Raw genomic sequence first — 26,416 nt, forward strand, 5'->3', positions numbered from 1 at the left:
AATAAATTACCTTGCTAAAAACACACTTTTTTCATTGAAGCAAGCTGTCACATTAGCCACCGTTGCCGTCAAATTTTTAGAACGAACTGGGTTAGCACCCAGTACCATCAAAACCTACGAAATTACTCTCTTAAGCTTACTAACAGAGTACGGAAGTTGGTCAATCGAAATTATCAGTAAGCAAACATTAGTTGAGTATCTAGATACACTCTCACATTTAAAATACACAACTCACCATAAGCATCAAGCAATACTGCAAAGCCTATTTAACTTTGCCGTCGAGCAAGGGTATATAAAATCCAACCCAATTCGAGGATTAAAACAGCGTCCCCCACAACGAGAAAAAGGCGAACATAAAAGCGACGATACAATAAAATACCTAACACCTGAACAGTTAAATATACTCTACGAAGTAACCAAATATGACCTGCGGATGTCTGCAATAATTCATTTATTGCATCGTACAGGATGCAGAATTGGAGAGCTTTTAGCCCTGAATTTATCAGACCTAGATATCAAAAATCAGAAATTTCAGGTATTGGGAAAAGGAAACAAACAACAGTGGTGCTTTTATAGTGATGATGCAGCCGAATCCCTAGCTCAATATTTCAAGTATTCACGCCATAAAAATATCGACGCACTGTTTACAGCACAACATCCAGTCACCCTGAAAGTCAGTAGAATTAGCTACTACACATTCCACGATTATTGGCGAAAAATCACCAGCACATATCCCGAATTAAACGGTGTACGCATCCATGATTTACGTCACACTTATGCTACCGAACGGGTAGGATTAATCAGTATAGAAGAGTTACGCTCACTCATGGGACATGAAAACATTCAAACCACTTTACGTTATCAGAAAGTTACCTCACAAAAATCAGAATCAGCTGCACGTCATGCTTTAAGTATTCTGATAAATCCAGATAGTTAGAAGCAACATTTATTGCCTATTCTTTATCTCCAAAAACAGCATTATTCATCAAAAAAGTGTGGAAATTAATTCAATTAATTATCTGTATCCAAAAGAATATAAAATACTATGGGGTTGAACAGTGAGGGATCAACCACCATCTAGTTGTTTTTGGCATTTTTTATGTTTTAAATATCACCTGAATGACCTTAATTGACCGTACTGCATATCCTAAATTCAAACAATTTCCTAACCCAAAAGAGCTTGCAGAGCTTTATACCCCACAAAGCGAAGAAATCAAGTTTGCAAAGTCCAAAACTAAGAGCCACGAAGGATTTCTTAGTTTTATGATCATGCTAAAATCCTTCCAAAGGCTTGGTTATTTTCCCCACCCCGAATTAGTACCAATTGCGGTTATCAAACATCTACGGTCGTGTTTAAAGTTACAAGATTGGGTAAAAGCCATTCCATCCGAACGCCAACGCTACACTTATCTTCAGGCGATTCGGGATTACCTGAAAGTCAAACAGTATGATAAGGCAGGTCAAAGATTAATAGCCGCATTAGTTGCAGAAGCTGCCCAGGTAAAAGACCACCCTGCTGATTTAATAAATGTAGCCATTGAAGAATTAGTTAAAGAACGATACGAGTTACCAGCATTTAGTACCCTTGACCGATTAATTCGCCACATTCGTTCAATGGTCAATAATCGCTTGTTTGCACTTTGTTCTGAGGGTCTTTCCATCAACGAGCAGATTTATTTAGACCAATTGCTAGTAGTTACTGATAATGAGGTAGATGAAAATCCCACTCTTAATTTACTAAAATCGCCACCTAAAAGTGCCAAACTTAGTGGGATGAAACTCCTACAAAGTAAGTTTGATGTTCTCATGACTTTTGGTGATGCCAAGCGACTGCTACAAAGTATTGCCATCACCAAAGTTAGACATTTTGCAGCACAGGCTAGGGCTTTGGATATCTCGGAATTTCAAGATATTAATTTACCCAAACGTCGGACGTTGCTGTTATGTCTATTGTACGAGGCACAGGTTAACACCCGTGATTATCTTGTTGATATGTTTATTAAACGTATCCTCAAGATTCAAAATAATGCTAAACAGCGATTGCAGGAATTACGCGACAAACATTTAACTGAAACATCAGAGTTATTGGCTACCTTTGGGCAAGTATTAAAAGCATCTACAAAAGCCAAAGAAACTCAGGATAATGCTGTTTTTGGAGAACAGGTGCAATCAATTTTGGATGAACATGGTGGTACAGAATTGTTGCTGCAAAAGTTGGATGAGATTGCGGCGTACAACACCAACAACCACTTACCTTTGATGTGGCGGTTCTATTCTGCCAATCGGAAAGCACTTTTTAGTTTGGTGGCTTCTCTAGATATTCTCTCAACTTCTGCTGATGAGTCAGTAATTGAAGCATTAAAGTTCGTGTTAGAGAATCAACACAAACGTGCTAAGTATTTGCCATTTGACATTGATTTAGATTTTATTAGTAGTAACTGGCGTGCGCTAGTTGTAGAAGAAATTGATGGAGCTGAGGTTTTGGTTCGTCAGCAGTTAGAAATTTGCATCTTTTCAAATCTAGCAACTGAATTTAAAACAGCAGATGCGTGTGTTGTGGGTTCGTCAAGTTATGCCGATTTCCGCGAACAATTATTGAGTCATGCTGAATGCGAACCTTTGATAGAAGAATACTGTCGCTTACTTGAATTTCCTGCTAACCCGGATGACTTTGTTAAACACCTACAAGATAAATTAGCGCAGGTAGCTTTCGTTGTAGATGAGATTTGTGCGGTTGATAAACAATTCACCATCAATAAAGACGGAGAACCTGTACTTAAAAGAATCCCATCCCTAGCTCAAACGGATGAAGTGGAAGAATTAGAATCAAAAATTCGGGCTTTGATGCCGGAGCGCAGTATCTTAGAAATCCTTTGTAATGTTGAGCATTGGTTGAACTGGACAAGGCATTTTGGTTTATTTTCGTGTACGCCCCAGTGCAGATGTTACCTACAAGCATATCGAACCGTTGTTTAAGGGCGTGGTCAATTGGAATTTAATCAAGACTCATTGGTATGACATGATACGTGTAGTCCTGTCAATTAAGGCAGGCAAGGTGATGCCTTCGACGCTTCTACGTAAGCTGGGTAGTTATAGTAAAAAAAATCGACTTTATCAAGCTTTTCTTGAGTTGGGTAAGGTAGTACGGACTATGTTTTTGCTTGACTATGTTTCTAATGTGGCTCTTCGGCATGAGATTACAGCGATAACCAATATTGTGGAGATGTACAATGCCTTTCTGGACTGGGTATTCTTTGGTAAGCTGGGAGCGATTACTGAAAATGATCCTATTGAGCAGGAAAAGCGGCTGAAGTATCTTGATTTGGTAGCAAGCGCAGTTATTTTGCAGAATACGGTTGATATGTCGTTGGCTATCCAAACGTTAATGTCACAGGAAGAACTGATTCCTATGCGACACCTTGCAGCAATGAGTCCATACATCACAAGACATATCAAAAGATACGGTGATTATGTGGTGAATTTACATAATATTCCCCAACCATTGGAAGCTGCTATTAATCTTCCACCAGAAATCTTTGAAACATAGATATATCAACGGTTTCCAGACCATCTTGCAGGTTTTTACACGTATCTCGGCTCAATACCTATTCATCATTATTGAGCAATGTATCAGGATTTAGATACCGCATTATCTCAGGTCATCCTAAACACGATCGACCTGTAAACATTGAAAAGACTGATGACATCATCATTGCCAGTAAAGATAGTCTAAATAGTGGGCTTGATCACTTATTGAAAAACTGGGTCGGTGACTTACACGAAGTTCTTTTGGTTGTAGATGAAGCGCATCATGCAACAGCTAAGACTTATCGTAAATTAATTAATGCTGTCAAGGAGAATCTAAAAAAACGAGGTCATAATAACGGCTTTAAACTGCTGGGACTAACGGCTACCCCCTTCAGAACAGATGAGAGTGAGAAGAGTTTGCTAAAGTTAGTTTTTCCAAATGATATTATCTTTTCCGAACATCTGAGAAATTTAATCGCCAAAGGAATCCTTGCTGAACCGATTTTTGAAAACTTAAAAACTAACATAGAAATCAAGCAAAAATTGAATGAATTGAATGCAAGGCAAATCAAAAATATCGAAGATTTTGACAGGTTGCCAAAGGACATTGCTGAGAAGATTGCTCAATCTAGTACGCGTAACAAACAAATTGTTGAGCATTACATTAATAATAGAAAGGAATACAAACCCCTTCTAGTATTTGCAATTGATGTAGAACACGCAATCACTTTGAATGCACTTTTTAAAGCTGAAAAAATTAATTCTGATTTTGTTGTATCTTCAGTTAAAGATTTAACTACAGGTGCTACAGTTGCAGCGACAGACAATAAAGGAAAAATAAAAAAATTTAGAAATGGAGAGCTTGAAGTATTGATAAATGTAGAAATATTAACTGAGGGAACAGATTTACCTAACCTAAAAACTGTTTTTCTCACACGACCGACCGCCTCTACAATACTAATGACACAAATGATTGGTCGGGCTTTGCGTGGGCAAAAAGCAGGCGGTACAGAAAAAGCTTATGTAGTCAGTTTTATTGATGACTGGGAAAACAAAATTAACTGGGTGAATCCAGAAAAACTTCATTTTGAAGAAGATGCAGAATTTATTGTAAAAGGAACTCCATCAAGTAATAGAACTGCTCGGCTGATATCTATTGAGATGATCGAAGAATTCGCTCGTATCATGGATAACTCCATTGATACTAGTGTTTTAGAAAAACTAGACTTTTTGAAGAGGATTCCTATTGGAATTTATCATTTTTCCATTCTCGAACCATCCGAAGGATATGAGCCTAATCCTAGACCTTATGATGTATTGTTGTATGACGACACAGAAGAAGCATACGACAATTTTGTTAACGATTTGAAGCTTATATTCCAAAGTATTGATTTACAAGATAGGGAAATATTGACCGAACCAGAACTTGAAAAGCTTTGGCAAACTGCAAAGCAAATTTATTTTCATGACTATCAAACTTTGCTTGGTTACAGAGATGAAGATGTAAAAAATATCTTGCGTTTCTATGCTCAAAAGCAAATCCCACCAGCATTTCTAGCTTTTAGCGAGAGAAGAAAGTGTGATTTATCTATCGTAGCAAGACATATCTACGATAATTCGTTAGGTCGTAGAGCAGAGTCTGACTATATCAACTCAATTTGGAATGATGAAAATTCTTTTTGGCAAGTTATATTCAGCTACAACCAGTTATATTTCATGAAGCAATTGGACGATGAAATTAGGAAGATTACTAATCCAGATATATACGGTAATGTATCCATATCAATACCAACTGTAATTCCTGATACTGTACCAATAGAAAAATTAACTCTATACGAAATCAAAGAGCGAGATATTCTTGAATACAGAAAAATTAAAAATGCTGTATTCGCCAAGCACACAGATGCAAAAGGGTTTATAACTTGTGCAATCAGTGGATTTAAAAGTCAAATGCGGAGAGATTTTCAAATTGATCACATTAAACCTATGTCTCAGGGTGGTTTAACTACTATAGATAATCTGCAATTGCTGACACGTAAAGCCCATGTAGAGAAAACCCGTAGAGAGAATACAAGACGATAGTATTTTAGAGAATGTCTGAGAAGTATCAAATATTGGCTGATTTTCCCTTAAGAAATGGGTAATAAGAGTCTCAAAGTCCCCTTTTTTAAGGGGGATTTAGGGGGATCTCTAAGCGTTTGGTGTATGCAAAAAAATTTTCAGACACCCTCTAGGAGGTTGTTTGAAAAGTATTTCGCTGTGACTTTAGACACTTTTAGAGCCCCCCTAACCCCCCTTAAAAAAGGGGGAACCGGAGTCAAAGTCCCCCAATTTATCGGGGGATTTAGGGGGATCTAGAACGTTTTGCTACCAACAAGAGGACTTTTCAAACATCCTCTAAACCTTACTTGACTGAAAACAAGTTACTAAAAATTGAAGCTTGTGGCTTCTCTCTTAAAACTATACTCTAAAATTTATCTAAATTCATTAAAGCCTTAACTTATGCTTCTTACCGAACTCATACCGCTAGTTAAAGAATTATCCCACACTGATAAAGTCTTACTAATACATTTGCTGGCAGCCGAATTGTTGAAGGAATCAAGTTTAGTCCCATTGGATGCTCAGGACAAAGTAGCTAGTCTTGGCTTATATGATTCTTTTGAAGCTGCTGCTGTTTTAGCGAAGACATTAGCAGAAGAAAAAGCGGCAACACATGGTTGATAAAGTTAGATTTGCATTTACTGAAGTAAATCCAGAACTCGGTGCATTAAGTATGCTGCCTTATCTACCGCTAATTCTCACTTATGAAAATCGTTCGGTAAGCGTATCAGGCTTGCTAGATACTGGTTCTAGTGTCAACGTATTGCCTTACGAAATTGGTTTAAGGCTGGGAGCAGTTTGGGAACGTTAAAGACTCTCTGTTCCATTGGGTGGTAATTTAGCTAGGTTTGAGGCGAGGGCATTGGTGTTGATGGCAAATGTTGAGCAATTTCCGACAGTAGAGTTAGCTTTTGCTTGGACAAGAGACAGAAACGCCCCATTGATTTTAGGACACATGAATTTCTTTTTAGCGTTTGATGTGTGTTTCTATCGTTCTGAATTAGCGTTTGAAATTAGCCCTAAAATAGACTGATGGAAATAGTGAAACCCAACATCATATTAGGTTAACGTTGGGTTTCACAGAATTCAACTACCTTGATTAGGCGGTATTTGTTCAGGTGGTGTTTCTGCTGGGGAAGCGAGTACCACATCTGGCGCGATCTCTTCTACGGGAATCGGTTGTTTGTCCTCAATTTCAAAATCTGGTTGGGCTGCTTCCACCAATTCAGGAGATGGGGGATGTGGTGGAATCGCTTCCGGTACACTCTCGGTTTTTGCTTCGGTGTCGGTAGTAACTGTCTCCTCTGCTGGTTGTTCTAGTATGACAGTAGTTTTTTCGATAACCTCAATCACAGGTTGCTCTGCCAAAACAGAGGTAATGTCTTCAGGTTTGGGGATTGTGGGTGGCTTTTTACTCCCAGTCTGTTGCACCTTGTTTTTCACGCCACTGAAGGTACTACCCAGACCTTTTTGTAACTGGCCCAGCTTTTCCTGAAGGGAAAACTTATTCACTTGTTCTTGAATACCAGCTTTCACCGTCTCAGGACTGGGTACTTGGGTTTGTTGTGCTTGCGGGGTCAATTGCCGACGTAATGATAGAGTTTGCCAGCCAAACCAGACCAAAAGAGCCACACTAGCCACATGACCCAGCAACAAACCCCCAGTAATGCGTGGTGCAAACACCCATAAGACTAAAGCGTAGAACAATCCTACACCACTCCAGATAAAGTCATTCTTGCGGTGGATTTCTGGAAAAAAGAAAGCTGATATGTAAATGGCTAAACTACCAAGACCGACCACCAAAGCTAGGATATATGCCAGCATTATTTGGTTACTCCTTACTGCGTCCTTTGACTATTTAAATTTTGCAAATTTTGCCAGTCAATTGTTGATTTAGATACAAATTAAAATTAATTATCTATGTTAGTTGTGGATTTTTGTCATTTATATTAAGTCTTAAGGTCTTCTTTAGGGGAGAACGGAAAATATCGGACTACCCTTATAGGTAAAGGATCTGCAAGAGTTAGCCAGAAATTTTTTATGACACTACAAAGCTTTGGTGTGATTGGATTAGCCGTTATGGGTGAGAACATCGCTCTCAACGTAGAGCGCAATGGCTTCCCAATTGCAGTTTACAACCGCTCCCGCGAAAAAACGGATGCGTTTATGGCGCAGCGTGCTACAGGAAGGAACGTCAAAGCCGCCTTTACCCTAGAAGAATTCGTTGCCTTATTGGAACGTCCCCGCAAAATTCTAGTAATGGTGCAAGCTGGTAAGCCAGTGGATGCGGTGATTGCTCAACTCAAACCCTTGTTAGAGGAAGGCGATATCATTATCGACGGTGGCAACTCTTGGTTTGAAGATACGGAACGACGCACTCAGGAATTAGAACCCGCAGGGCTTCGGTATCTTGGTATGGGTGTCAGTGGCGGTGAAGAAGGCGCACTAAATGGCCCATCTCTGATGCCTGGAGGTACAAGAAGCTCTTACGAGTTTCTATCACCAATTTTCAACAAAATTGCTGCCCAAGTCGATGATGGCCCTTGTGTAACCTATATTGGCCCTGGTGGTTCTGGCCACTATGTCAAAATGGTACACAACGGCATTGAGTATGGCGATATGCAGCTAATTGCTGAAGCCTACGACTTGCTGAAAAATGTCGCTGGATTAGACCATAATCAGCTACACGATGTGTTTGCTGAATGGAATACCACCGATGAACTCGATTCATTTTTGATTGAGATTACGAAGAATATCTTCCCATATATTGACCCAGAAACAAAAAAACCCCTGGTGGATTTGATTGTTGACGCAGCCGGTCAAAAGGGAACTGGACGCTGGACTGTACAAACTGCGTTGGAATTGGGAGTCGCTATTCCTACAATTACAGCAGCAGTTAATGCCCGGATTATATCTTCGATTAAAGAGGAGCGGGTTGCAGCATCGAAAGTCCTCACAGGCCCTACTGGCAAGTATGACGGGCAAACTAAGGACTTTATCAATAAAGTCCGCGATGCCCTTTATTGCTCAAAAATCTGTTCTTATGCTCAAGGGATGGCGTTGCTATCCACAGCTTCAAAAACATATAACTGGAATTTGGATCTGGGCGAAATGGCGCGGATTTGGAAAGGTGGTTGTATTATTCGCGCTCGCTTTTTGAATAAGATTAAGAAGGCTTTTAGCGAAAATCCAGCTTTGCCTAACCTGTTATTAGCTCCTGAGTTTAAGCAGACAATTCTTGATAGACAGACTGCTTGGCGGGAAGTGATTGCGACAGCTGCAACACTGGGAATTCCAGTACCCGCATTTAGCGCATCCTTGGATTATTTTGACAGCTATCGCCGCGATCGCCTACCTCAAAACTTGACTCAAGCACAACGCGACTACTTCGGCGCACATACTTACCTGCGTCTTGACAAGCCTGGAAGTTTCCATACTGAATGGGTACCTATTGCTGAAGCTGGGAAGTAAGTTTTTGCACTTCTGTATCAGAATCTTGTGAAAGGTTAGTCAGTTTCAAAATACAGATTTAGAAGTGGCTCTGAGTTTCAGAGCCACTTTTTTAACGAACCGCAGAGGCGCAGAGAACGCAGAGGAAGAGAGGAAGATAATAGCGATTCTTTTTTTATCAAGAAAGGCAGAGGGCAGAAGGCAGGAGGCAGAAGGAATACTGTTTTCTGCCCTCTGCCACGACCAGAGGGAGTAAGGGTTTAAGACCCCCACTGAACTTCGTTTCAGTGGCCCCGATTAAGGAGGGGTCTGAATCCCCTTCTTAATTGTCCCTTCTGCCCTCTGCCTTCTGCCTTCTGCCTTCTTCAATGATTTTAGGGGTTATTCTTACCAAGATATTTGGCTTTTAATTCTTCTAATTCTTGATCTATTTCGTTTTTACTTGTAGGCTGAGATGTGGGAATTGGTGGTTGTATTTTATTTGCTTGAGGTTTGCTACCACCCAAAAATTGAGTTTTCATTTCCTCTAATTCTAGATCGATTTGACTAGGAGATGGTGATACAAATTTGGGTGAAGAATTTGGTGGTGATTGAGGAATCGGTTTTGGCGCAAACGCTGGCTTTGCTCCTAGTGGCGATTGTTGATTTAAGTCGTTGAGAACTTCATCTACTGTTTGATAACGCCTAATAGGAATGCTTTCTAGCATTTTGTTGAGAATGCAACTCAACTCCTGACTGACGGGAGTTTTCAAGTATTGCTGCCAAACCCAAGTACCGTTGTTAGTATCATAAGAATCGAAAGGCGATCGCACTGTTAATAAATTAATACAAGTCGCACCCAAGCTGTAAATATCGCTGGCGAAAATAGCCCTACCTCGCATTTGCTCAGGGGCAACATATTCTGGACTACCAATACTTGTACCAGTTTTATTTAAGGCGGTGCCAGTGGCAGATTTAGCCGCACCAAAATCTACTAAAACTAATTTGCGATCGCTCTCTCGTAAAATAATATTTTCTGGCTTAATATCGCGGTGAATTACTTGTCTCGTATGGCAAAATTGCAAAACTGCCAATAAATCATTTAATAGTTGCCTGATTTGTATTTCACTAAAAGCACCCTTATGTGCTAATTCCTGGGCTAAGTTGTGCCCGTCGATAAATTCTTGTACAAGATATTGTCGGTCTTCTTGGGTAAAATATGCCAGTAATTCGGGAATTTGGGGATGTTTACCCAATTCATCTAACTGCACCGCTTCTTGGTTAAATAACTCTACGGCTTTGGCAATAGTGTTAGTGCCTTGGGATTGGGGATAAAATTGCTTAATTACGCAGCGTGGTTTTGAGGGTTTATCCTCATCCACAGCTAAGAAGGTTTTGCCAAAACCACCTTGTCCGATTGGTTTGATAGCACGGTAACGTTCTTTGAGGAGTAACTTAGAACCGCAAGTCCGGCAAAATTTGACATCATGAGGATTTTCGGGCTTGGGACAATGGGGGTTAAGGCAGTAGCTCATACAGGCGATCGCTCTTATATGTTCTTATTTTCTCCTGTCCCAGGCAAAAGGGGGCATATTAAGAGATTTTGGATTTTGGATTTTGGATTTGTATAACGTACAAGGGGTGAAAGCTGACAATTCAGGTTATGTGTAGGACTTACGCACAGGTAACGGAAAATCGTTCGCGTAGCGTGCCGGAGGCATAATACAGAGGCATAGAGAACACGGAGTAATAAGAGTTTGAGAGGTATTTTGCGTAAGTCCTGATGTGGAAAAGCCACGAAAAGCTTACCCCATACCTTCCATAACTGGATGGAAGTAGAAGGCGAACCCCAATACTGTATAAGCAGCTAATAACAAAGTGCCTTCTAGCCAATTGGATTTACCATCGGAACTAATACTGTTTGCAATCAACACTGACACAACTACAGCGACTAATTCAAAGGGTTTGAAATCTAAATCCATTGGTTGCCCTAATATCCGCCCTGCTATAACTAACACGGGCGCGACAAATAGGGCAATCTGCATACTCGATCCCACAGCTACCGACAGGGAAAGATCCATCTTATTTTTCATCGCCACGGTAACTGCTGTGGCGTGTTCAGCCGCGTTACCGACGATGGGAACCAAAATCACCCCTGTAAATAGCGCCGTCAAACCTAGCTGAGATGTTGCCACCTCCAGAGAATCAACTAGCATTTCTGACTCAATTGCTACTAGCAAGGTACATACTAACAGCACGCCAACCCACAACGTCATATTTGGTTTAGCATGAGGAATTTCCTCTTCTTCTGTCTCCGCTACACCGACATCATAAAGATAGGAGTGGGTTTTCATCGAAAATAGCAGCGTTAGGGCATAAACCAGAATTAACACCACAGCTACAGCAATCGAAAGATTTTGCAGTGTTTCTTCGTTAATTCCTTGAGAGGTATAATTCATTGCCGTTGGCATCAAAATGGCAATCACGGCCAAATTCATCGAAGCCGCATTTACCCGCGCCACAATTGGCTGAAATGTCTGTTCTTTGTAGCGCAGTCCTCCCAAAAGCATGGAAAAACCCATTACCAGTAGTAAGTTACTAATAATCGATCCCGTAATACTGGCTTTAACTACATCTATTAACCCAGCGTTCAGCGCTACGAGGGCGATGATTAATTCTGTAGCATTGCCAAAGGTGGCGTTTAACAAGCCCCCTAATGATGGGCCGACTACAACAGCAATTTCTTCTGTAGCTGTACCCATCCAAGCTGCTAAGGGCAAAATTGCTAATCCAGCTGTGATAAAAACTATCAATTCTCCCCACTCCAGAAAGTGGGCGACTACGGAAACCGGGATAAACAGTAATAAAACGAAAAGAATAATGTTTTTGGTTGACATCTGTTGTTTTGGGTTGAGGGTATCATTCACAGCGAGCAATCCTAAATTTTAAATTTGGAGTGGGGAATTAACAATTACTTTCACTCAGCACTCCGATATGGTACTCTCAACCCTCTGTAGAACAATTCAGAAATTGTACTGTTTTCAGTTCACTGCTGTGGATGTTGTGTAAAATTAGATTGCGATATAATGAGTTCTTGTAATGTTTTGTTGCAAAAGTATGAATCTGAACTGAAATTTTACATCACAGATGGGGTTTAATATATTAAAAGACAATTAAAATTTTGATTGGCGCTGAAGAAGAGAAAACCCCTAACTGAGGCTTTGTTCAATGGCTAATTATTTTGAGCCTTCAGGGAAAGGGCTGGGCGATAACGCAGATTTCCCACTAGAATAAAATCGCCTTGTCAAAAATTTGTTTGGATTCCATAGTTGTTGTTTATACCGGATTTTGTGTGAGAACTATTGGAGTGAGGTTTACGCACAATGTTTTTGGTGCAACTACAAGTTTTTCGTTTTGGATAAACATACATGACTTCTGCTGCCCAAATGCCAGCTAGCTCTGGCTCAACGTTAACATTACATTCAGATCCCAATAACACCAAAGAAAGCGATCCCCTGAGAAAGGCTAATGGTGTTTATGTGACGGTGCATGGTCATTTTTACCAGCCACCAAGGGAAAACCCTTATCTGGACGCAATTGAACGCCAACCGAGCGCTGCACCTTTCCATGATTGGAATGAGCGGATTCATTGGGAATGCTATCGCCCGAATGCCTTTGCCAGAGTCTTAAATGACCAAGGCGAAGTTGTGAAGATCGTCAATAATTATGAGTATTTTAGTTTTAATATCGGGCCAACGCTGATGTCGTGGCTCGAACGCTACGATGTGGAGGTTTATCAGCGAATTTTAGAGGCGGATGCCAAGAGTAGCGATCGCTTGCATGGTCACGGCAATGCGATCGCGCAAGTATACAATCACATCATCATGCCTCTGGCCAACGAACGCGACAAATATACCCAAATTCGCTGGGGTAAAGAAGACTTCCGTTCCCGTTTTGGCCGCGATCCCGAAGGGATGTGGCTCGCAGAAACTGGTGTGGACTACGCCACCCTCGAAGCCCTTGTTGCTGAAGGTATTCGCTTCATTATCCTGGCACCCTCTCAAGCACTGCGTTGCCGTCCCCTCCCCACCCAAGATCATCCCAACCCTGAATGGCTGGAAGTCGGTGGTAGTCAGATTGATTCCACTCGTCCCTATCGTTGTTATTTGCAGCCCACACTAGACACTTCATCTTCACCTCTAAGTGCGATCGGAAGTAGCGAATTGGGAGTAGGGAATGAGGATAGTAACCACTCCCCACTCCCCACTCCCCACTCTCTCCCTTACATTGATATCTTCTTCTACGATGGCCCGATATCGCGGGACATGGGTTTTAGTGATGTGGTTTATAATTCCAGCCGCTTTGCTGGACGGATTGGTTCAGCAGTTCGTGGGGATCATCGCCCAACACAGTTAATCTCTGTGGCGACAGATGGGGAAACCTTCGGACACCACAAAAAGGGAACAGAGAAAACTTTAGCTTATGCCTTTACCAAAGAGTTTCCGCAACAGGGTTGGACGGTAACGAACTTCGCCCACTATTTGAGCTTAAATTCTCCTAGTTGGGAAGTGGAATTAAAGTCAGTCACAGCCTGGAGTTGTGCCCACGGTGTGGGCAGATGGCAGGATGATTGTGGTTGCGGTGGCGAAGGTGGTGTTTGGCATCAGAAATGGCGTCGTCCGCTGCGAGATGCCCTAAATTGGCTGCGGGATCGGCTAACTGAGGTGTATGAAGAACATGGTAGGCAGTTATTTCGCGATCCCTGGCTAGCACGAGATGAATATATCCAAGTGATGCGCGATCGCTCCTCTGGCAATGTCAACCGTTTCCTCGCCCGTCATCAAACCCACAAACTAACAGCAGCCGAACAAGTAGATGCTCTTTGCCTATTGGAAATGCAGCGTCACGCTTTGTTAATGTTCACCAGTTGCGGTTGGTTTTTTGAAGAAATTTCCCGTCCAGAGGGGACACAAATTCTCCGCTACGCCGCCCGTGCTTTGGAATTAGCGGGGGATGTGGCAGGTGTGCAGTTAGAAAAAGACTTCGTCAAACGTCTGGCTTTAGCCCCCAGTAACGTGGATCAGTTCAAACACGGTGCAGAAATTTATCGGCAACTTGTGTTAACTGCCCAACTTGGCTTTAAACAAGTAGCAGCCCATTACGCCATTACTTCTCTATTTAGCAATCACAAAGCAGCCGAAGCGCCCAATTCTTTGCCTAGAAAAGATGCTGGTGATAAACAGTCTCACCGTTACCATAAGCGGGTTTATTGCTATGCAGCTAATGAGCTAGATTACCAACTGCAACGCATGGGATCGCTAACTCTGGCTGTCGGAAATCTCAAGCTGGTATCAGAGATTACTTTGGAAAGCGAGCATTTGGTATTTGCTGTTCTCCATTTGGGAGGCTGGGATTTCCACTGCTGCATTCAACAATTTACCGGACGGCGTGACTACAGCCAAATCAAAGAAAAGTTGTTTGGGGCGCTACAACAAGCGAGTGCGGCTCATACTATCTTGGTAATGACACAGCTATTTGGCGAAGAGGCTTTCAGCTTACAGAATCTATTTGCTGAAGAACGCCATCGGATTATGGGGCTACTTAGTCAGGAAACACTGACACGTTTAGGACAGTTGTATACCCAAGCCTACCGTGATAATTATGGGGTGCTGATGGCGTTTCATCGAGATGAAATAGCAGTACCGCAAGAATTGCAGGTAGCAGCCGATATTGCTTTAGGGCATCGTTGTCTGATGACATTGCGATCGCTTGAGCAAGAGATTGCCGATCCCCAAAAGAGTTGGAATCATATCTTAGAATTGGAAGCGATCGCGACTGAGGCAAAACATCTGCGTTGTCGGCTGAATATTCCTGACGGGAAGCAGATGTTAGAACAGTTAATTGCGCGATCGCTCTGGCAATTGTTGCACGATGCTAATGGTAGCTTTAATGCAGATATCCAGCTATTAGAGCGATTGATTGATGTCGGGGATCAACTAAATATTGATATTTCCCTACAGCGATCGCAAGAACTCTATTTTAGTTGTCTGCAAAGTCAGATTGCCCCGGTGTGCATTACTAGCCTTGGCAATGAAGCAGATAATCAGTGTCTTCAATTGCTCAAGTTGGGCAAAAAGTTAGCCGTTGATGTTAGCGCCATCTCAAATCAGTTGCCATAGATGTAGGGTAGGGGCAATTCATGAATTGCCCCTACCGTGTGCAGTTTTGTGTAAATCCTATTTAATAGCCCTTACTTAGTCTGGGAGCGATCGCAATGGTAGGGATAAAGCCATTCACACCTGAAGAGTCCGTAGGTATGTTTCTCAAAAAAAGTTCCTGCGTGGCGGCTACGTGATATATTGATCCCAGCTCTACTTTTAACCTCATATAGCCAGGGAAAAGCTATTACTAAAACAGCCATGAAAGTGAAGAAGTAAAGAATCGTAGTTTTAATATTGGGAAATCTTCGAGAATTGCTATTTTGAGCCATAGAAATTAGAAACGAATAGCCCATACTATTATAACCTAAGAGGTTGTTTGAAAAATATTTCGCTGTGACTTTAGACACTTTTAGATCCCCCCTAACCCCCCTTAAAAAAGGGGGAACCGGAGTCAAAGTCCCCCTTTTTAAGGGGGATTTAGGGGGATCTAGAATGTTTTGCTACCAAGAAGAGGACTTGTTCATTCATCCTCTAAAGCTCAAAATATCGTCGGAAGCGGGGATCAATATTGTCCGTTTTATGCTGATTACAGGTAAGACAGAGAGTTTGTAAATTGCTGATATCATTTTGACCGCCACGGGCGAGAGGAATGATATGGTCAATGCTGAGGTGAGTTTCTGTAGTAGTTTTACCACAGCTTTGGCATTGATATTTGTCACGTTCAAAAACGTATTTCTTGACTTCCGGCGGGATACGAATCCGGGGAGTTTTGCTCATTTTCTCTCTAGTTGTTAATAAATTCTTCTAAGCTAGGCACATCTACCCAACTTGCTTTTATATGAGATTCATGTGATAAATCCATCAACAACTGAGAATAAATTCCTTCTCGCAGCGATGGTATAATTTCTTGACTGCGTTCAATTCCCTGTACCCATTGGTCTACTACGCGGATAAATGCCGAAATGCGTCCATCAGCATAATTTTTGGGAAAAATCAACCGATTCGGTATTTCTATTTCCGTTAATGGTTTACCTGGCTGAGAACCCCAAACCCGGAAGCCGTGGATATAATCTTTTTGATTTTCACTGCCCACAATTAATGTACCGCGATCGCCATATACTTCTACCCAATGGGTTCTTGCTGCATGCACAACTGCACTGATAGAGAGTTGGCAAGGTGCGCCATTGGCTAATTCTAAGGTTAATATACAGTTGTCATCTGTATTCACTGGTCTAGATTCGTCACTAACAGGGTCAACTCGTGTAGAAATTGCAGTAGTTAAATAGGCGTTTAATCTCCGAACTGGCCCGAATAACCAGTGAATGTAATCGAAGGCGTGGGAACCCAAAGAACCTAATGCACCGCCTCCTTTGTCTTTGTCAGAATACCAATTCCAAGGGCGGGAAATATCAGCACGAGAAGAACCTAACCAATCAATTTTAATTAGGCGCAACTCACCCACATAATTTTCTGACAATAGTTCAGCAAATAACTGCCATGCTGGGACAAAGCGAAATTCAAAATCTACAGTCGCAATCACGCCTTTTGCTTTCGCTAACTGATAGAGTTCTTTAGCTTCGACTGCATTTAAAGTTGTCGGTTTTTCTAGTAATAAATGTTTCCCGGCTTGCAATACGATTTTTGCCATTTCATAATGCAAAAATGGCGGTGTCGAGATGCTGACTGCTTGTACTTCTGGTAATGCCACAATATCAGCCAGGGAGTCAGAGGCGTGAGAGATATTATAGGATGCGGCTATGGCTTTGGCTTTATTGATATCTCGATGATAAACAGCAACTACCTCAGTGCGAGGATGTGCTTGAAATCCAGGGATATGGACTTTTTGACCAAATCCAGTCCCTGCGATCGCAATTCCAATCATATAATTTTTCTTCCTAGATTTATGTGATTTTTATTATCGTAAAACTCTAATTGTAAAAGGGTAACGATAATGCTCACCTTTGTAAGCTTTCATGGCGGCGAAAGTCACTACAAACGATTGTAATATTAGTTTGAATGAAATTAATGACATGAGAACAATTAATAAACTATCTAAAGTGTTTTTTATTTCATTGACTGAGCCGTTGGTAGTTACAAATAGGCTCAAGCTAGTAAACAATAAAAGTAAAGATATTCCTATAATAATTAAGGTATATAACGTTAAAGAAATTTGAAAATTTAAGGATTCTTTACCCTGCAAATCAATCCAGGGATATTGTGTTTTTTTAAAGCGCCAAATTATGAGGGGAGCTAAAAGATTTAAAGGTAAATATAAAGGGATGCCAATAAATACTAAAAGAAGCAATAATATCCACCCTAACAAAGCTGAAGAATGACACAACACTGCCCATATACGCATTTGTCGTTTAGGTTTTTCTCTCATATAGGACTCCTATTTGGTTTTTGAACAAAATTAAGTATTGTAGCGGGTGTTAGAACGAAGTTCGTAACGCACCATTATCAAGGGTTTGGTGTCGTACTTTCCGTGCTAACACATCCTACGGATTTTTCAGAAATCAAACCGGATTCCTATAGCTTTTTATGTATAAGTGGATTTTTCAGATAATTACCCACCTTAATTATCTATAAAAAAGTCCAACAAGAGCTTAAAATCTGAGTATTTCTTGCTCATACCCTCTTTTGGGATACCCAATAGCAAATTTGATCGGAACTTACGCATAAGATAATCGCTCTATACTGTAAACTTAATAACACTAACGGATTTTCAATATGCGAGTTCAAATAACTGTAGTTGCGATCGCAGTAATGTTAGTGGGTGGTAAAAATCTAGAGGCTCTTGCAGACTCGCAACCTTCTACTCAAGATGGGGCTAGTAGTATTGTTAGCCCGGAAGCTACGATCCATATAGAGGAAGGTTATGCTAAATATGGTGATTATATAGGAGTCATCGGAGGAGATAGCCAAACCCTTGAATTTTCACCAAAAGTAGTCAAAGTTGTCAAAGATATCCAGATTCGTTTTGTTAATGCCAAAGGTCTGCCAATCAAAGGGCGAACTCAGACAGAGTTTATCATTAGTTTGCTGAAACTCAAACCTGGTCAGGTATTCCATGAGGAATTACTTCAAGCAGACTTACAACGATTGAGGAGATTAGAATCATTTAATCAGGTCAATGCTTACCCTAAAGAAAATCCCTCTAGTATTAGTATCATTTATGAAATTAAAGAGCGTAGTTTCCCATCTCTCAGCTTAGGAGGCGGTAATAACGATGACGTTGGGCTATATGCTAGAGTGGGTTATCAAGATGCAAATATTAGCGGTGTTAACGATAAATTAGATACAAGTGTACAGTTCAGTGGTGAAGGTGTCCAGTTCAATGGTCAATTCACTAGCCCTTATCGTCCTGGAGAACCAAACCGATTAGGCTATAGTATTAAGGCTTTTCGTAGTCGGGGTGTATCGGGAACCTTTAACGAAGATATCAGATTGTCTAACGGCAACAAAGTCCGGGAAGGAAGGTTTGGTGGTTCTGTAGCACTTTTACGAGATTTTGGTGACTGGAATACATCTGTGGCTGTTAACTATAGCAGAATTAGCCTACGCGATGCAGAATATAACGTTGTCCAAGTTGATAGATTAGGCAGTCCCCTATCTTTAAGCGGTACTGGAATTGATGACCTATTTACAGTATCATTTGCTGTATCCAAAGATCAACGCGATCGCCGAGAAAATCCGACTCAAGGATCAATCCTTACCCTTAGCACAGAACAAGCCATTCCCATTGGACTAGGCAATATTTCCAGCAACCGCCTAGAGGGAAACTACATACAGTATTTACCAGTTAGTTGGATAGGTAATGGTAGACCGACTGACAATCCAGAAATGTTAGCTTTTAACTTGCAAATTGGCACAATTATTGGAGACTTTCCACCAGCCGATGCTTTTAATCTTGGTGGAGTAGATTCTGTTAGAGGTTACGGCTATGGAAAAGTTGCCAGTGGTCGAAGTTACGGTTTAGCTTCTGTAGAATATCGGTTCCCAATTTTTCAGTCAATAGGTGGAGTTCTCTTTACAGACTTTGCCTCAGACTTCGGGTCTAGCGAAACCGTACTAGGAGAACCAGGAGTCTTACGCAACAAACCTGGAAGTGGCTTTGGCTATGGCTTGGGATTGCGCCTCAAGTCAACCTTTGGATTAATTCGAGGCGACTTAGGAATTAGCGACCAAGGAGAAGTTAGATTTGAAGTTACTACAGGTCAACGATTTTAATCCCATTGGTTTTTACTTTGTGTTCCTCTGAGTTTAAATTCTCTCTTCCTCCATCACAATAATTGACTGATAACTGCTTCCAACTCTTCTATCATCACATCTGAACCCGTCTCCCGATACACTTGCACTAATGATTGATAAAACCACAAAGTTTTTTGCTTCCCACTGCTAAATTCAGCCCAAATAACATCACCCATTTGTCGCCAATCTGCCAGCAAAGACCTAGCATTATGCAGTTTATCAGCCAGCGATACTCGCCGAACTGAGGGCGAAGCATAACGGAGCTTTTCTATGTATTTATTCTTACGCTCTTGCCAAGGTGGTTTCGGTGGTGTATCCCACTCTGTACAGCCGTCGATAATTGTGACAACTGTTTCGCCGAAACATTGGCGGATATCCTCACGGATCGGTTTGCCACCTTGGTCTTCTATACTATCGTGTAACAAAGCTGCGATCGCTTCCTCTTCACTTCCACCCATTTCTAATACCAGCGCCGCTACACTCAACAAGTGGGAAATATAAGGAATACCGCTAACCTTACGAGTTTGGTTAGCGTGCAGACGATTAGCATAGACTAAAGCCGCTTCAAATCTTTCTGTTAATTTTACTGCAACCATTTTTATCCTCAACATTTGACCCACCTTGAAAAGGTTAGTCCTATAGGATTCCTATTTGATTTTTGAACAAAATTAGGTGTTGTAGGGGAGCCAGTGCGTTGCGGAGGGAACCTCCGTTGTAGCAACTGGCGTTGTGTTAGAACGAAGTTCGTAACGCACCATTATCAAGGGTTTGGTGCGTTATGCTATCGCTAAGAGGATGTTTGAAAAGTAGTATGTTGTGATTTTAATCGAATTATTACCCCCCTTAATCCCCCCTTATAAAGGAGGGAAACCGGAAAATCTTGTTCCCTCCCCTTTATAAGGGGAGGGTTAGGGTGGGGTAAAAAAACTTTATACATCAATCATGACTTTTCAAACATCCTCTAACACATCTCCCGATCTTTTCTGTCAAAAAACTTCTCTAATGTTCTTTTATCACAGAATGATACTATTTTGGAGATGTCTCTTGTAGAGACGTAGCAGTGCTACGTCTCTACATTTTTTTTCGGAGATGTCTAATCTATAACTAAGTTAAGTGTTACTTTTCTAGGACTTACCCAAATAATATCTAAAACCTGATTCTATGGTAGGGGCAATTCATGAATTGCCCCTACAGCGTGTCCTTTTGCGTAAGTCCTATTTTCTAAAAACCTGCTGACTTTCCCCGCTTTGAATTTGTGTGTCTGCTGTAATAAATTGCCAACGAATTTAGCAAAAGGCTGAATGAAGATATACTGATTCTTTGAATTTTTTATCTATGTGCTTTGTATCAAAATACACCAATGCTTACAAGTTAATGTCAATAATTAATAGTATTTAAAATCTAGTCACAAATCGAGGTCAAAAACACAACTTTTAAGTTAGTCATGCCTAACATCTAGCCATGAAACCTATATACATCAAATTTAATAGTATCTTTGATCGTTACTCAAAGAACCTGGCACAAGGCTTAATTTAATACTACATACTAGGAATAATTTATCGCATATTCACTATTGAATAAACGAATTTTACTTTAACTTATTAATAACAACATCATATCTTAATATAATTAACAAGTATAAAGAAGTATTCCTATAGGTATGAGTTTAGGAATAAATTACTCAAAGAATAATTTACATAGGAATAGTTGTAAATAAAGTGACTCAACTTGATAACAAGACTAACCTTCAAGAGGAAACAGATTTAGGGACTTTAATAGCTCAGGCTACTACCACAGACAAATGGCAAGTATTGTCTTACCAAGCCCCAATTCTACCCATACATGCTGCCCTACTTCGTACTGGTAAAGTATTCTTTTTCTGTGGCTCAGGTAACGATCCCAATCGTTTAAATACTCCCTATGACAGCGTAGTTTGGGATGTCAACCAGGGAACCTTTATCCATCAACCGCCTCCATTGGATAGTAATAATCAACCTATTGACCTTTTTTGCGCCGGTCACTCCTTCACCGCCGATGGGATGCTAATGGTTGCGGGTGGAACTCTGCGCTACGATCCGTTTTATGGTATACCTGTTGCTTTGATGTTCGATCCTATTGCTGAGAAATGGGTCAAGAAGCCATCAATGCACAATGGCCGCTGGTATCCTACTTTGTTAACACTCGGCAGCGGTCGGATCTTAGCAGTATCTGGGCTTGGTATAGATGGCAGCCTCAACAGACAACCAGAAATTTATTCTTCTACATTTGCAAATGGTTGGAACGCTTTTCCAACGACTAGTGCCTTACCGTCATACCCACAGCTGTTTTTACTAAGTAATGGAAACATTTTTTATTCTGGTGCTCAGATGGGTGGCAGTTCAGTAACGCCAAGGATATTAACCCTGCCAGGGACATTTACACAATCTATTGTTGAAAAAGTTGTGCCAGGGCTGCAAGACCCAGCTTTCGGCGATCAAGCTGCCAGTGTGCTTTTACCACCAGCACAAGACCAAAGGGTGATGATTATGGGTGGGGGTAGCGGTGGTACGACAACATACAGGGTAAACATTGTCAATCTAAAAGCTGCTAACCCAACTTACGTAGGATCGAGGTTTCTAAAAAATGGTCGGAAGCATCTCAGCGCAGTTTTGTTACCCGATCGCACAGTGTTTGTTTGCAATGGTAGCAGAATGGATGAGGACACCACAAAATCAATGCTACCAGCAGAAATCTACGATCCAGTCACAAATTCCTGGACAGCAGTAGCTAAACAAAATGTCCCCCGCGTCTATCACTCAGTGGCCTTGCTCCTGCCAGATGGTAGGGTAGCCACAGCTGGAGGAAACCCTCAACGGCGGGTTAATGAACTGCGATTAGAAATCTATAGTCCTGCCTACATGTCGCGATCGCGACCAATTATTCAGAGCGCTCCTCAAGCATTGAGTTACGGGCTGTCATTTACGATTCAGACAGCCCAAGCTGCAAATATTAAATGGGTTAGTCTAATTAGACCAATGGCAACTACCCATTCCTGCGATACAGAACAAAGGTTAGTTGATGTACCGATTAATTTTAGAAACTCTACTTCTCTCAATGTCACGTTGACAGACAATCGAAACATCGCACCACCAGGCTGGTACATGCTTTTTATTAGTGATAACAATGGCACACCTTCAGTAGCAACCTGGACGCAAATATCTTAGCCTGACCTGTTTATGTTCAATAGACTGCTAATTAATAAAAGTCATTAATTCTAGGGGTGGAAATATGAATTACAAGCTCTCACGTCGGCATTTTGGCCAGTTTGTATTAGCTGGAACTGTAGTATCTGGGCTTAGTTATCTAACCAACAAAGCCTTAGCGCAAACACCAAGTTTAAATATTGTCGGTATAGGTTCTAGCCCGATCGTTACCACTGACAAAACAGTTATTCCAGAGGTAAACACCACTGAATTAGATAGCAATGCCCCAAATAGTTTACCCACAGATATTAAGCCTATAGGACTTATTTTGCAATCCTTAACTACAGGAAAAGCTCAGGTACTTACGGATAAAAGTACACCTCTATTAGAGCCTAATGAGATATTGAGTGGATTCACTTCTTTAAGTGATGGCACACTTGTTGTAGCCATTACTCCTGTTACGACTAGTAGGAGACAGGCGATACCTACTCGGATTACATTTTTGGGTACGCCGATAAAAACTTTGATAGTCTCAGGACTTAAACAAAATCAACAGCTTGGGAGTTTGCTAGGCACTAATGATGGGCGACTCATCGGTTTAGTAGGTAAAAAGAATGGTACACCACCGATCACATTGGTAGATATTAACCTTCAAACAGGAGAGGTAAGTTCTATTAGTAAGATTAAATTCCCAAATGATGAGCGGGTCATCAATCTAGCTGAGTGCCCGGACGGAAAACTCTATACGTCTTTACTTGAATTCAATGGTAATACCACTTTGGTGCAGCTAGATTCAAATCAAAAAAAGCCAATCAGACTGGCACAATTGAACGTTGATGGTAAAGCATGGAATAATGGCTTACAAAGCTTAGTTTGTTCTGGAACAGGTCAACTCCTCGCCTTTGGAGCGATGAGGTATGAGACACCTAATGCTGTGTACAGCGTAGATGAAAACAGTGGAAATATGACTCGGCTACAAGACTTTGACACTATTCAGATTACCCTTGCTCGTGGATAGAAGGGATTGAGGCTATAATGTATGAAAAAATACTAAGCCATCCTATCATGTCCGGTTAAACACTTGTCATTGCGTACTCCGTTGGAGAACCCGAACGCGAATAGCGTCTCCGAAGGAGAAGGGTACGGAGTGAAGCATAAGTCCTTCGGACACGCTTCGCGAACGCTCCACGAACGCTCCACTTCGTTGCGATCGCAATGACATATCGTAAGTAATTTGGCGGACATGATATCATTTTATGTTGAGGGCTTTTTGTTGCTATTGATTTGGTACACCTTATTATTAAGATATAGGACTAGGGCGTGTTTTCAAAGTCTTAGATCCCCCCAACCCCCTTAAAAAGAGGGGCAAAGAGTCTCTTAAAGTCCCCCAATTTATCGGGGGATTTAGGGGGATCTAAAAAGTTAGGAGGCTAAACGAGCAGTTTGAAAACACGCCCTAGCTCTTTCAAGGATTTTTTTAACCGCAGAGGCAATAGAGTTGCCAGTGCGCCCTTGCGGTTCCCCAACTTGTAGCAACTGGCGCGACACAGAGATAAGAGATAATAAAGGGATTTTTTAAGCAAAATTTTTACCCACCTTGAAAGGGCTAGTCCTAAAATATTTTGAGTATTTTATATTGATTGACAAAAGGCGCTTTCTTCTAATCTTTGACAGATGCCCTTTCCCTAAGAAACGCATCAAATGTCAACCTATCGGGTAGTGAAGTTTGTGCGCCTGGTTTTGTCGTCGCCAAAGCACCTGCTGCTGCACCCCAAATAACTGCTTGATGTAGAGAATGTCCGGCAAAAAGTGCCGCTGTTAAACCACCATTAAAAGCATCGCCAGCCGCTACTGTGTCAACTGTATGAACTAGAAATGCGGGGACAAAAAACTTTTCCTCAGCAGTGGCACAAAAAACACCTTTTGCACCCAATTTAACGATCGCACATTTCACACCCCGTTGTAATAAAACTTCGGCTGCTTTGGCTGCAAGTTCTTCTCCATCCACAGGAAAACCCACTAGCTGCGCGGCTTCAACTTCATTGGGTGTAATAATGTCCACTAACGGGTAAAGTTCATCTGGGAAATCGGATTGTGCGGGTGCTGGATCGAGAATTACCCTGATTTTGGTTTTTCTTGCGGCTTTAGCGGCTGCAACCACAGCAGTAATCGGAATTTCTAATTGTAAAAGTAGTGCTGTTGCTTCTGGTAATAAGTGGGATACTCGTTCTACATCTTCTTGATTAACACATCCATTTGCGCCAGGAATTACAATAATTTGATTTTCCCCAGCATGATTTACGGCGATGATGGCGACTCCAGAACTAACAGTCTTATCGACGAAAATATTGCCAATCTGCACACCAGATGCTTGCAAGTTATTGACAAGTTCCACACCAAAATCATCTGCACCGACACGCCCCACCATTTGGGTAGGAATTCCCAATTTTGCTAATGCTACGGCTTGATTCGCTCCTTTCCCTCCTGCAACTTTAAAAAATTCTTCTCCTAGCAATGTTTCTCCGGCGATTGGCAACCGGGGTGTTGTTGCTACCAAGTCTATATTTATGCTGCCGAAGACGATAATGCTCATTTTTGTTGATATTTGAAGTCATTTATAGCGGTTCCCAGTTCACTCACTTCCCATCACGATCCGCGTTACCCCACCCTAACCCTCCCCTTATAAAGGCTACGGTGTACACACAAGTTATCGAATCACTACCAGTTCTCGAATTACCCCACCCTAACCCTCCCCTTTACAAGGGGAGGGAACCGGATTTTTCTTGTTTTCCCCCTTTACAAGGGGGGACTAAGGGGGGTAATTCGACTTGTGTGTACACCGTAGCTTATAAAGGGGAGGGAACCGGAAATATCATTTCCCCCCAATATATCGGGGGGATTAAGGGGGGTAAAACGGCTGTGGGACAAAGCTTTGAGCTTAAGTTGACACCAATGCCCCTACAGGTTTACCTCACATAAATGAGAACCGCTATAGACCAATACTACAGCAAGCGATCGCAACTGTTATTCCCCCACGAATTACTAACGCTGAACTTGCTGAATCAGGGCTTGTGTCTGTTGATAACCTTGGGTATCGCCTTGTTTCAAAAATAGTTTTGCCGCTTGCTGAAGGTCTATAACAGCACTCTTTTTATCTCCCAAAGCATATTGTGCTAGTCCTCGGTTGCCGTAGGCATCAGCAAGGTTAGGATTGATTTTTATTGCTTGGTTAAAGTCTGCGATCGCTTGTTGATGATTTCCCTGTCTAAAATGGGCTAGTCCTAGATTGTAATAAGCATCGTGTGAGGTTGGATTGAGTTTCACTGTCTGATTAAAGTCGGCAATAGCTTTCTGAAAATCTCCTAGTTCTACATAAGAAATTCCCCGCCCATTATAAGCATCTGCATGGTTAGGATTTAAACGCAGCGCTAAGTTAAAGTCAGCAATTGCTGCACTGAAGTCTTTTAATTGAGATTTAGCTAAACCTCGCAGACAAAAACCCTCATAAAATTGGGGATTTAGTTGGACAACAGAGTTAAAATCTGCGATCGCACCAGTGAAGTTACCTTGCTCAAGCTTTTGCACCCCTTGGTTATAATAATCTTGAAAGTTTGCCGCCTTCTGAGGTATTGATGCTTCTCGTGCATAAACAGTAGGCATTACACTCAGTACACTCATTATTCCCAAGAAGGCTATTGTTCGCTTGATATGGTTCATGGCTTTAGCCTTTGATAACTTGCAGTCCGACGTTAGATTTCCACGGAA

At 41.5% G+C, this 26,416-nt stretch carries 20 protein-coding genes and 1 pseudogene; 11 read left to right on the top strand and 10 right to left on the bottom strand.

The genetic code is table 11. The annotated features are described in order from the left end of the window. Positions 1–34 precede the first annotated feature (34 nt). The 6 genes and pseudogenes from GTQ43_RS04665 (at position 35) to GTQ43_RS04690 (ending at position 6,661) form a co-directional block, all read left to right on the top strand. Positions 35–937 carry a tyrosine-type recombinase/integrase gene (locus tag GTQ43_RS04665; RefSeq protein WP_265270873.1) on the top strand — a complete coding sequence of 301 codons (903 nt, stop codon included), beginning with the start codon at positions 35–37 and terminating at the stop codon, positions 935–937. A 182-nt stretch (positions 938–1,119) separates the two neighbouring features. Next, positions 1,120–2,976, top strand: a complete 1,857-nt coding sequence (locus tag GTQ43_RS04670) for a DUF4158 domain-containing protein (RefSeq protein WP_265270872.1) — start codon at positions 1,120–1,122, stop codon at positions 2,974–2,976. Between the two features lie 4 nt (positions 2,977–2,980). Further along, complete coding sequence (locus GTQ43_RS04675; protein WP_265273657.1) at positions 2,981–3,547, top strand: transposase; 567 nt, start codon at positions 2,981–2,983, stop codon at positions 3,545–3,547. Between the two features lie 2 nt (positions 3,548–3,549). Next, positions 3,550–5,610: a helicase-related protein gene (locus GTQ43_RS04680; RefSeq protein WP_265273666.1), complete on the top strand. Its 2,061-nt coding sequence runs from the start codon at positions 3,550–3,552 to the stop codon at positions 5,608–5,610. Between the two features lie 420 nt (positions 5,611–6,030). Continuing rightward, a complete protein-coding gene (locus GTQ43_RS04685; protein WP_265271089.1) occupies positions 6,031–6,249 on the top strand; it encodes a hypothetical protein in 219 nt (72 codons plus the stop codon). Next, positions 6,242–6,661: pseudogene (locus GTQ43_RS04690) on the top strand (hypothetical protein). The gene GTQ43_RS04685 and the pseudogene GTQ43_RS04690 overlap by 8 nt, the downstream one beginning before the upstream one ends. Before the next feature lie 53 nt (positions 6,662–6,714). On the opposite strand, the gene GTQ43_RS04695 reads toward GTQ43_RS04690, so the two are convergent. Continuing rightward, positions 6,715–7,452, bottom strand: coding sequence for a Ycf66 family protein (locus GTQ43_RS04695; protein WP_265271090.1), 738 nt, complete (start codon positions 7,450–7,452; stop codon positions 6,715–6,717). A gap of 216 nt (positions 7,453–7,668) precedes the next feature. Between GTQ43_RS04695 and gndA the strand changes: the two genes are divergently transcribed. Continuing rightward, positions 7,669–9,099: an NADP-dependent phosphogluconate dehydrogenase gene (gene gndA, locus GTQ43_RS04700; RefSeq protein ID WP_265271092.1), complete on the top strand. Its 1,431-nt coding sequence runs from the start codon at positions 7,669–7,671 to the stop codon at positions 9,097–9,099. Positions 9,100–9,452: 353 nt separating this feature from the next. Here the strand turns inward: gndA and GTQ43_RS04705 are convergent, their stop codons facing one another. Together GTQ43_RS04705 and cax are read right to left on the bottom strand one after the other, a co-directional pair. Then, positions 9,453–10,592, bottom strand: a complete 1,140-nt coding sequence (locus GTQ43_RS04705) for a serine/threonine-protein kinase (protein ID WP_265271094.1) — start codon at positions 10,590–10,592, stop codon at positions 9,453–9,455. Between the two features lie 270 nt (positions 10,593–10,862). Continuing rightward, positions 10,863–11,954, bottom strand: coding sequence for a calcium/proton exchanger (gene cax, locus GTQ43_RS04710; protein ID WP_265271096.1), 1,092 nt, complete (start codon positions 11,952–11,954; stop codon positions 10,863–10,865). Between the two features lie 531 nt (positions 11,955–12,485). On the opposite strand from cax, the gene GTQ43_RS04715 reads away from it, so the two are divergent. After that, entirely contained in the window at positions 12,486–15,236 is a 2,751-nt protein-coding gene (locus GTQ43_RS04715) for a DUF3536 domain-containing protein (RefSeq protein WP_265271098.1), read from the top strand. A gap of 71 nt (positions 15,237–15,307) precedes the next feature. Here GTQ43_RS04715 and GTQ43_RS04720 read toward each other — a convergent pair whose 3' ends face one another. The 4 genes from GTQ43_RS04720 to GTQ43_RS04735 all read right to left on the bottom strand — a co-directional run bounded on the left by GTQ43_RS04720 (position 15,308) and on the right by GTQ43_RS04735 (position 17,601). Beyond that, complete coding sequence (locus tag GTQ43_RS04720) at positions 15,308–15,547, bottom strand: hypothetical protein (RefSeq protein WP_265273667.1); 240 nt, start codon at positions 15,545–15,547, stop codon at positions 15,308–15,310. 202 nt (positions 15,548–15,749) lie between these two features. Continuing rightward, positions 15,750–15,995, bottom strand: coding sequence for an HNH endonuclease (locus GTQ43_RS04725; RefSeq protein ID WP_265271100.1), 246 nt, complete (start codon positions 15,993–15,995; stop codon positions 15,750–15,752). Between the two features lie 7 nt (positions 15,996–16,002). Further along, a complete protein-coding gene (locus GTQ43_RS04730; protein ID WP_265271102.1) occupies positions 16,003–17,100 on the bottom strand; it encodes a Gfo/Idh/MocA family protein in 1,098 nt (365 codons plus the stop codon). 33 nt (positions 17,101–17,133) lie between these two features. Continuing rightward, positions 17,134–17,601, bottom strand: a complete 468-nt coding sequence (locus tag GTQ43_RS04735; RefSeq protein WP_265271104.1) for a DUF4870 domain-containing protein — start codon at positions 17,599–17,601, stop codon at positions 17,134–17,136. 347 nt (positions 17,602–17,948) lie between these two features. On the opposite strand from GTQ43_RS04735, the gene GTQ43_RS04740 reads away from it, so the two are divergent. Beyond that, on the top strand, positions 17,949–19,448 hold the full coding sequence (locus GTQ43_RS04740) for a BamA/TamA family outer membrane protein (RefSeq protein ID WP_265271105.1): 1,500 nt from the start codon (positions 17,949–17,951) through the stop codon (positions 19,446–19,448). A 53-nt stretch (positions 19,449–19,501) separates the two neighbouring features. On the opposite strand, the gene GTQ43_RS04745 is transcribed toward GTQ43_RS04740, so the two are convergent. Beyond that, positions 19,502–20,065: an HD domain-containing protein gene (locus GTQ43_RS04745; RefSeq protein WP_265271107.1), complete on the bottom strand. Its 564-nt coding sequence runs from the start codon at positions 20,063–20,065 to the stop codon at positions 19,502–19,504. Positions 20,066–21,187: 1,122 nt separating this feature from the next. Between GTQ43_RS04745 and GTQ43_RS04750 the strand changes: the two genes are divergently transcribed. Together GTQ43_RS04750 and GTQ43_RS04755 are read left to right on the top strand one after the other, a co-directional pair. After that, positions 21,188–22,672, top strand: a complete 1,485-nt coding sequence (locus GTQ43_RS04750; RefSeq protein ID WP_265271109.1) for a galactose oxidase-like domain-containing protein — start codon at positions 21,188–21,190, stop codon at positions 22,670–22,672. A gap of 64 nt (positions 22,673–22,736) precedes the next feature. Next, the gene (locus tag GTQ43_RS04755) at positions 22,737–23,669 is read left to right on the top strand and encodes a hypothetical protein (protein WP_265271111.1); all 933 of its coding nucleotides are present in this window, start codon (positions 22,737–22,739) and stop codon (positions 23,667–23,669) included. Positions 23,670–24,311: 642 nt separating this feature from the next. Here GTQ43_RS04755 and rbsK read toward each other — a convergent pair. Together rbsK and GTQ43_RS04765 are read right to left on the bottom strand one after the other, a co-directional pair. Beyond that, positions 24,312–25,244, bottom strand: a complete 933-nt coding sequence (gene rbsK, locus GTQ43_RS04760) for a ribokinase (protein WP_265271112.1) — start codon at positions 25,242–25,244, stop codon at positions 24,312–24,314. Between the two features lie 449 nt (positions 25,245–25,693). Next, positions 25,694–26,368, bottom strand: a complete 675-nt coding sequence (locus tag GTQ43_RS04765) for a tetratricopeptide repeat protein (protein ID WP_265271114.1) — start codon at positions 26,366–26,368, stop codon at positions 25,694–25,696. Positions 26,369–26,416: the final 48 nt, after the last annotated feature.

It is taken from the genome of Nostoc sp. KVJ3 (assembly GCF_026127265.1).
Taxonomy (GTDB): Bacteria; Cyanobacteriota; Cyanobacteriia; order Cyanobacteriales; family Nostocaceae; genus Nostoc.

Coding starts and splice junctions, on each gene's coding strand:
- GTQ43_RS04685 (WP_265271089.1), top strand. CDS start 6,031: ATGCTTCTTACCGAACTCATACCGCTAGTTAAAGAATTATCCCACACT.
- cax (WP_265271096.1), bottom strand. CDS start 11,954: ATGTCAACCAAAAACATTATTCTTTTCGTTTTATTACTGTTTATCCCG.
- GTQ43_RS04730 (WP_265271102.1), bottom strand. CDS start 17,100: ATGATTGGAATTGCGATCGCAGGGACTGGATTTGGTCAAAAAGTCCAT.
- GTQ43_RS04725 (WP_265271100.1), bottom strand. CDS start 15,995: ATGAGCAAAACTCCCCGGATTCGTATCCCGCCGGAAGTCAAGAAATAC.
- GTQ43_RS04705 (WP_265271094.1), bottom strand. CDS start 10,592: ATGAGCTACTGCCTTAACCCCCATTGTCCCAAGCCCGAAAATCCTCAT.
- rbsK (WP_265271112.1), bottom strand. CDS start 25,244: ATGAGCATTATCGTCTTCGGCAGCATAAATATAGACTTGGTAGCAACA.
- GTQ43_RS04765 (WP_265271114.1), bottom strand. CDS start 26,368: ATGAACCATATCAAGCGAACAATAGCCTTCTTGGGAATAATGAGTGTA.
- GTQ43_RS04695 (WP_265271090.1), bottom strand. CDS start 7,452: ATGCTGGCATATATCCTAGCTTTGGTGGTCGGTCTTGGTAGTTTAGCC.
- GTQ43_RS04745 (WP_265271107.1), bottom strand. CDS start 20,065: ATGGTTGCAGTAAAATTAACAGAAAGATTTGAAGCGGCTTTAGTCTAT.
- GTQ43_RS04735 (WP_265271104.1), bottom strand. CDS start 17,601: ATGAGAGAAAAACCTAAACGACAAATGCGTATATGGGCAGTGTTGTGT.
- GTQ43_RS04720 (WP_265273667.1), bottom strand. CDS start 15,547: ATGGCTCAAAATAGCAATTCTCGAAGATTTCCCAATATTAAAACTACG.
- GTQ43_RS04670 (WP_265270872.1), top strand. CDS start 1,120: ATGACCTTAATTGACCGTACTGCATATCCTAAATTCAAACAATTTCCT.
- GTQ43_RS04755 (WP_265271111.1), top strand. CDS start 22,737: ATGAATTACAAGCTCTCACGTCGGCATTTTGGCCAGTTTGTATTAGCT.
- GTQ43_RS04740 (WP_265271105.1), top strand. CDS start 17,949: ATGCGAGTTCAAATAACTGTAGTTGCGATCGCAGTAATGTTAGTGGGT.
- gndA (WP_265271092.1), top strand. CDS start 7,669: ATGACACTACAAAGCTTTGGTGTGATTGGATTAGCCGTTATGGGTGAG.
- GTQ43_RS04715 (WP_265271098.1), top strand. CDS start 12,486: ATGACTTCTGCTGCCCAAATGCCAGCTAGCTCTGGCTCAACGTTAACA.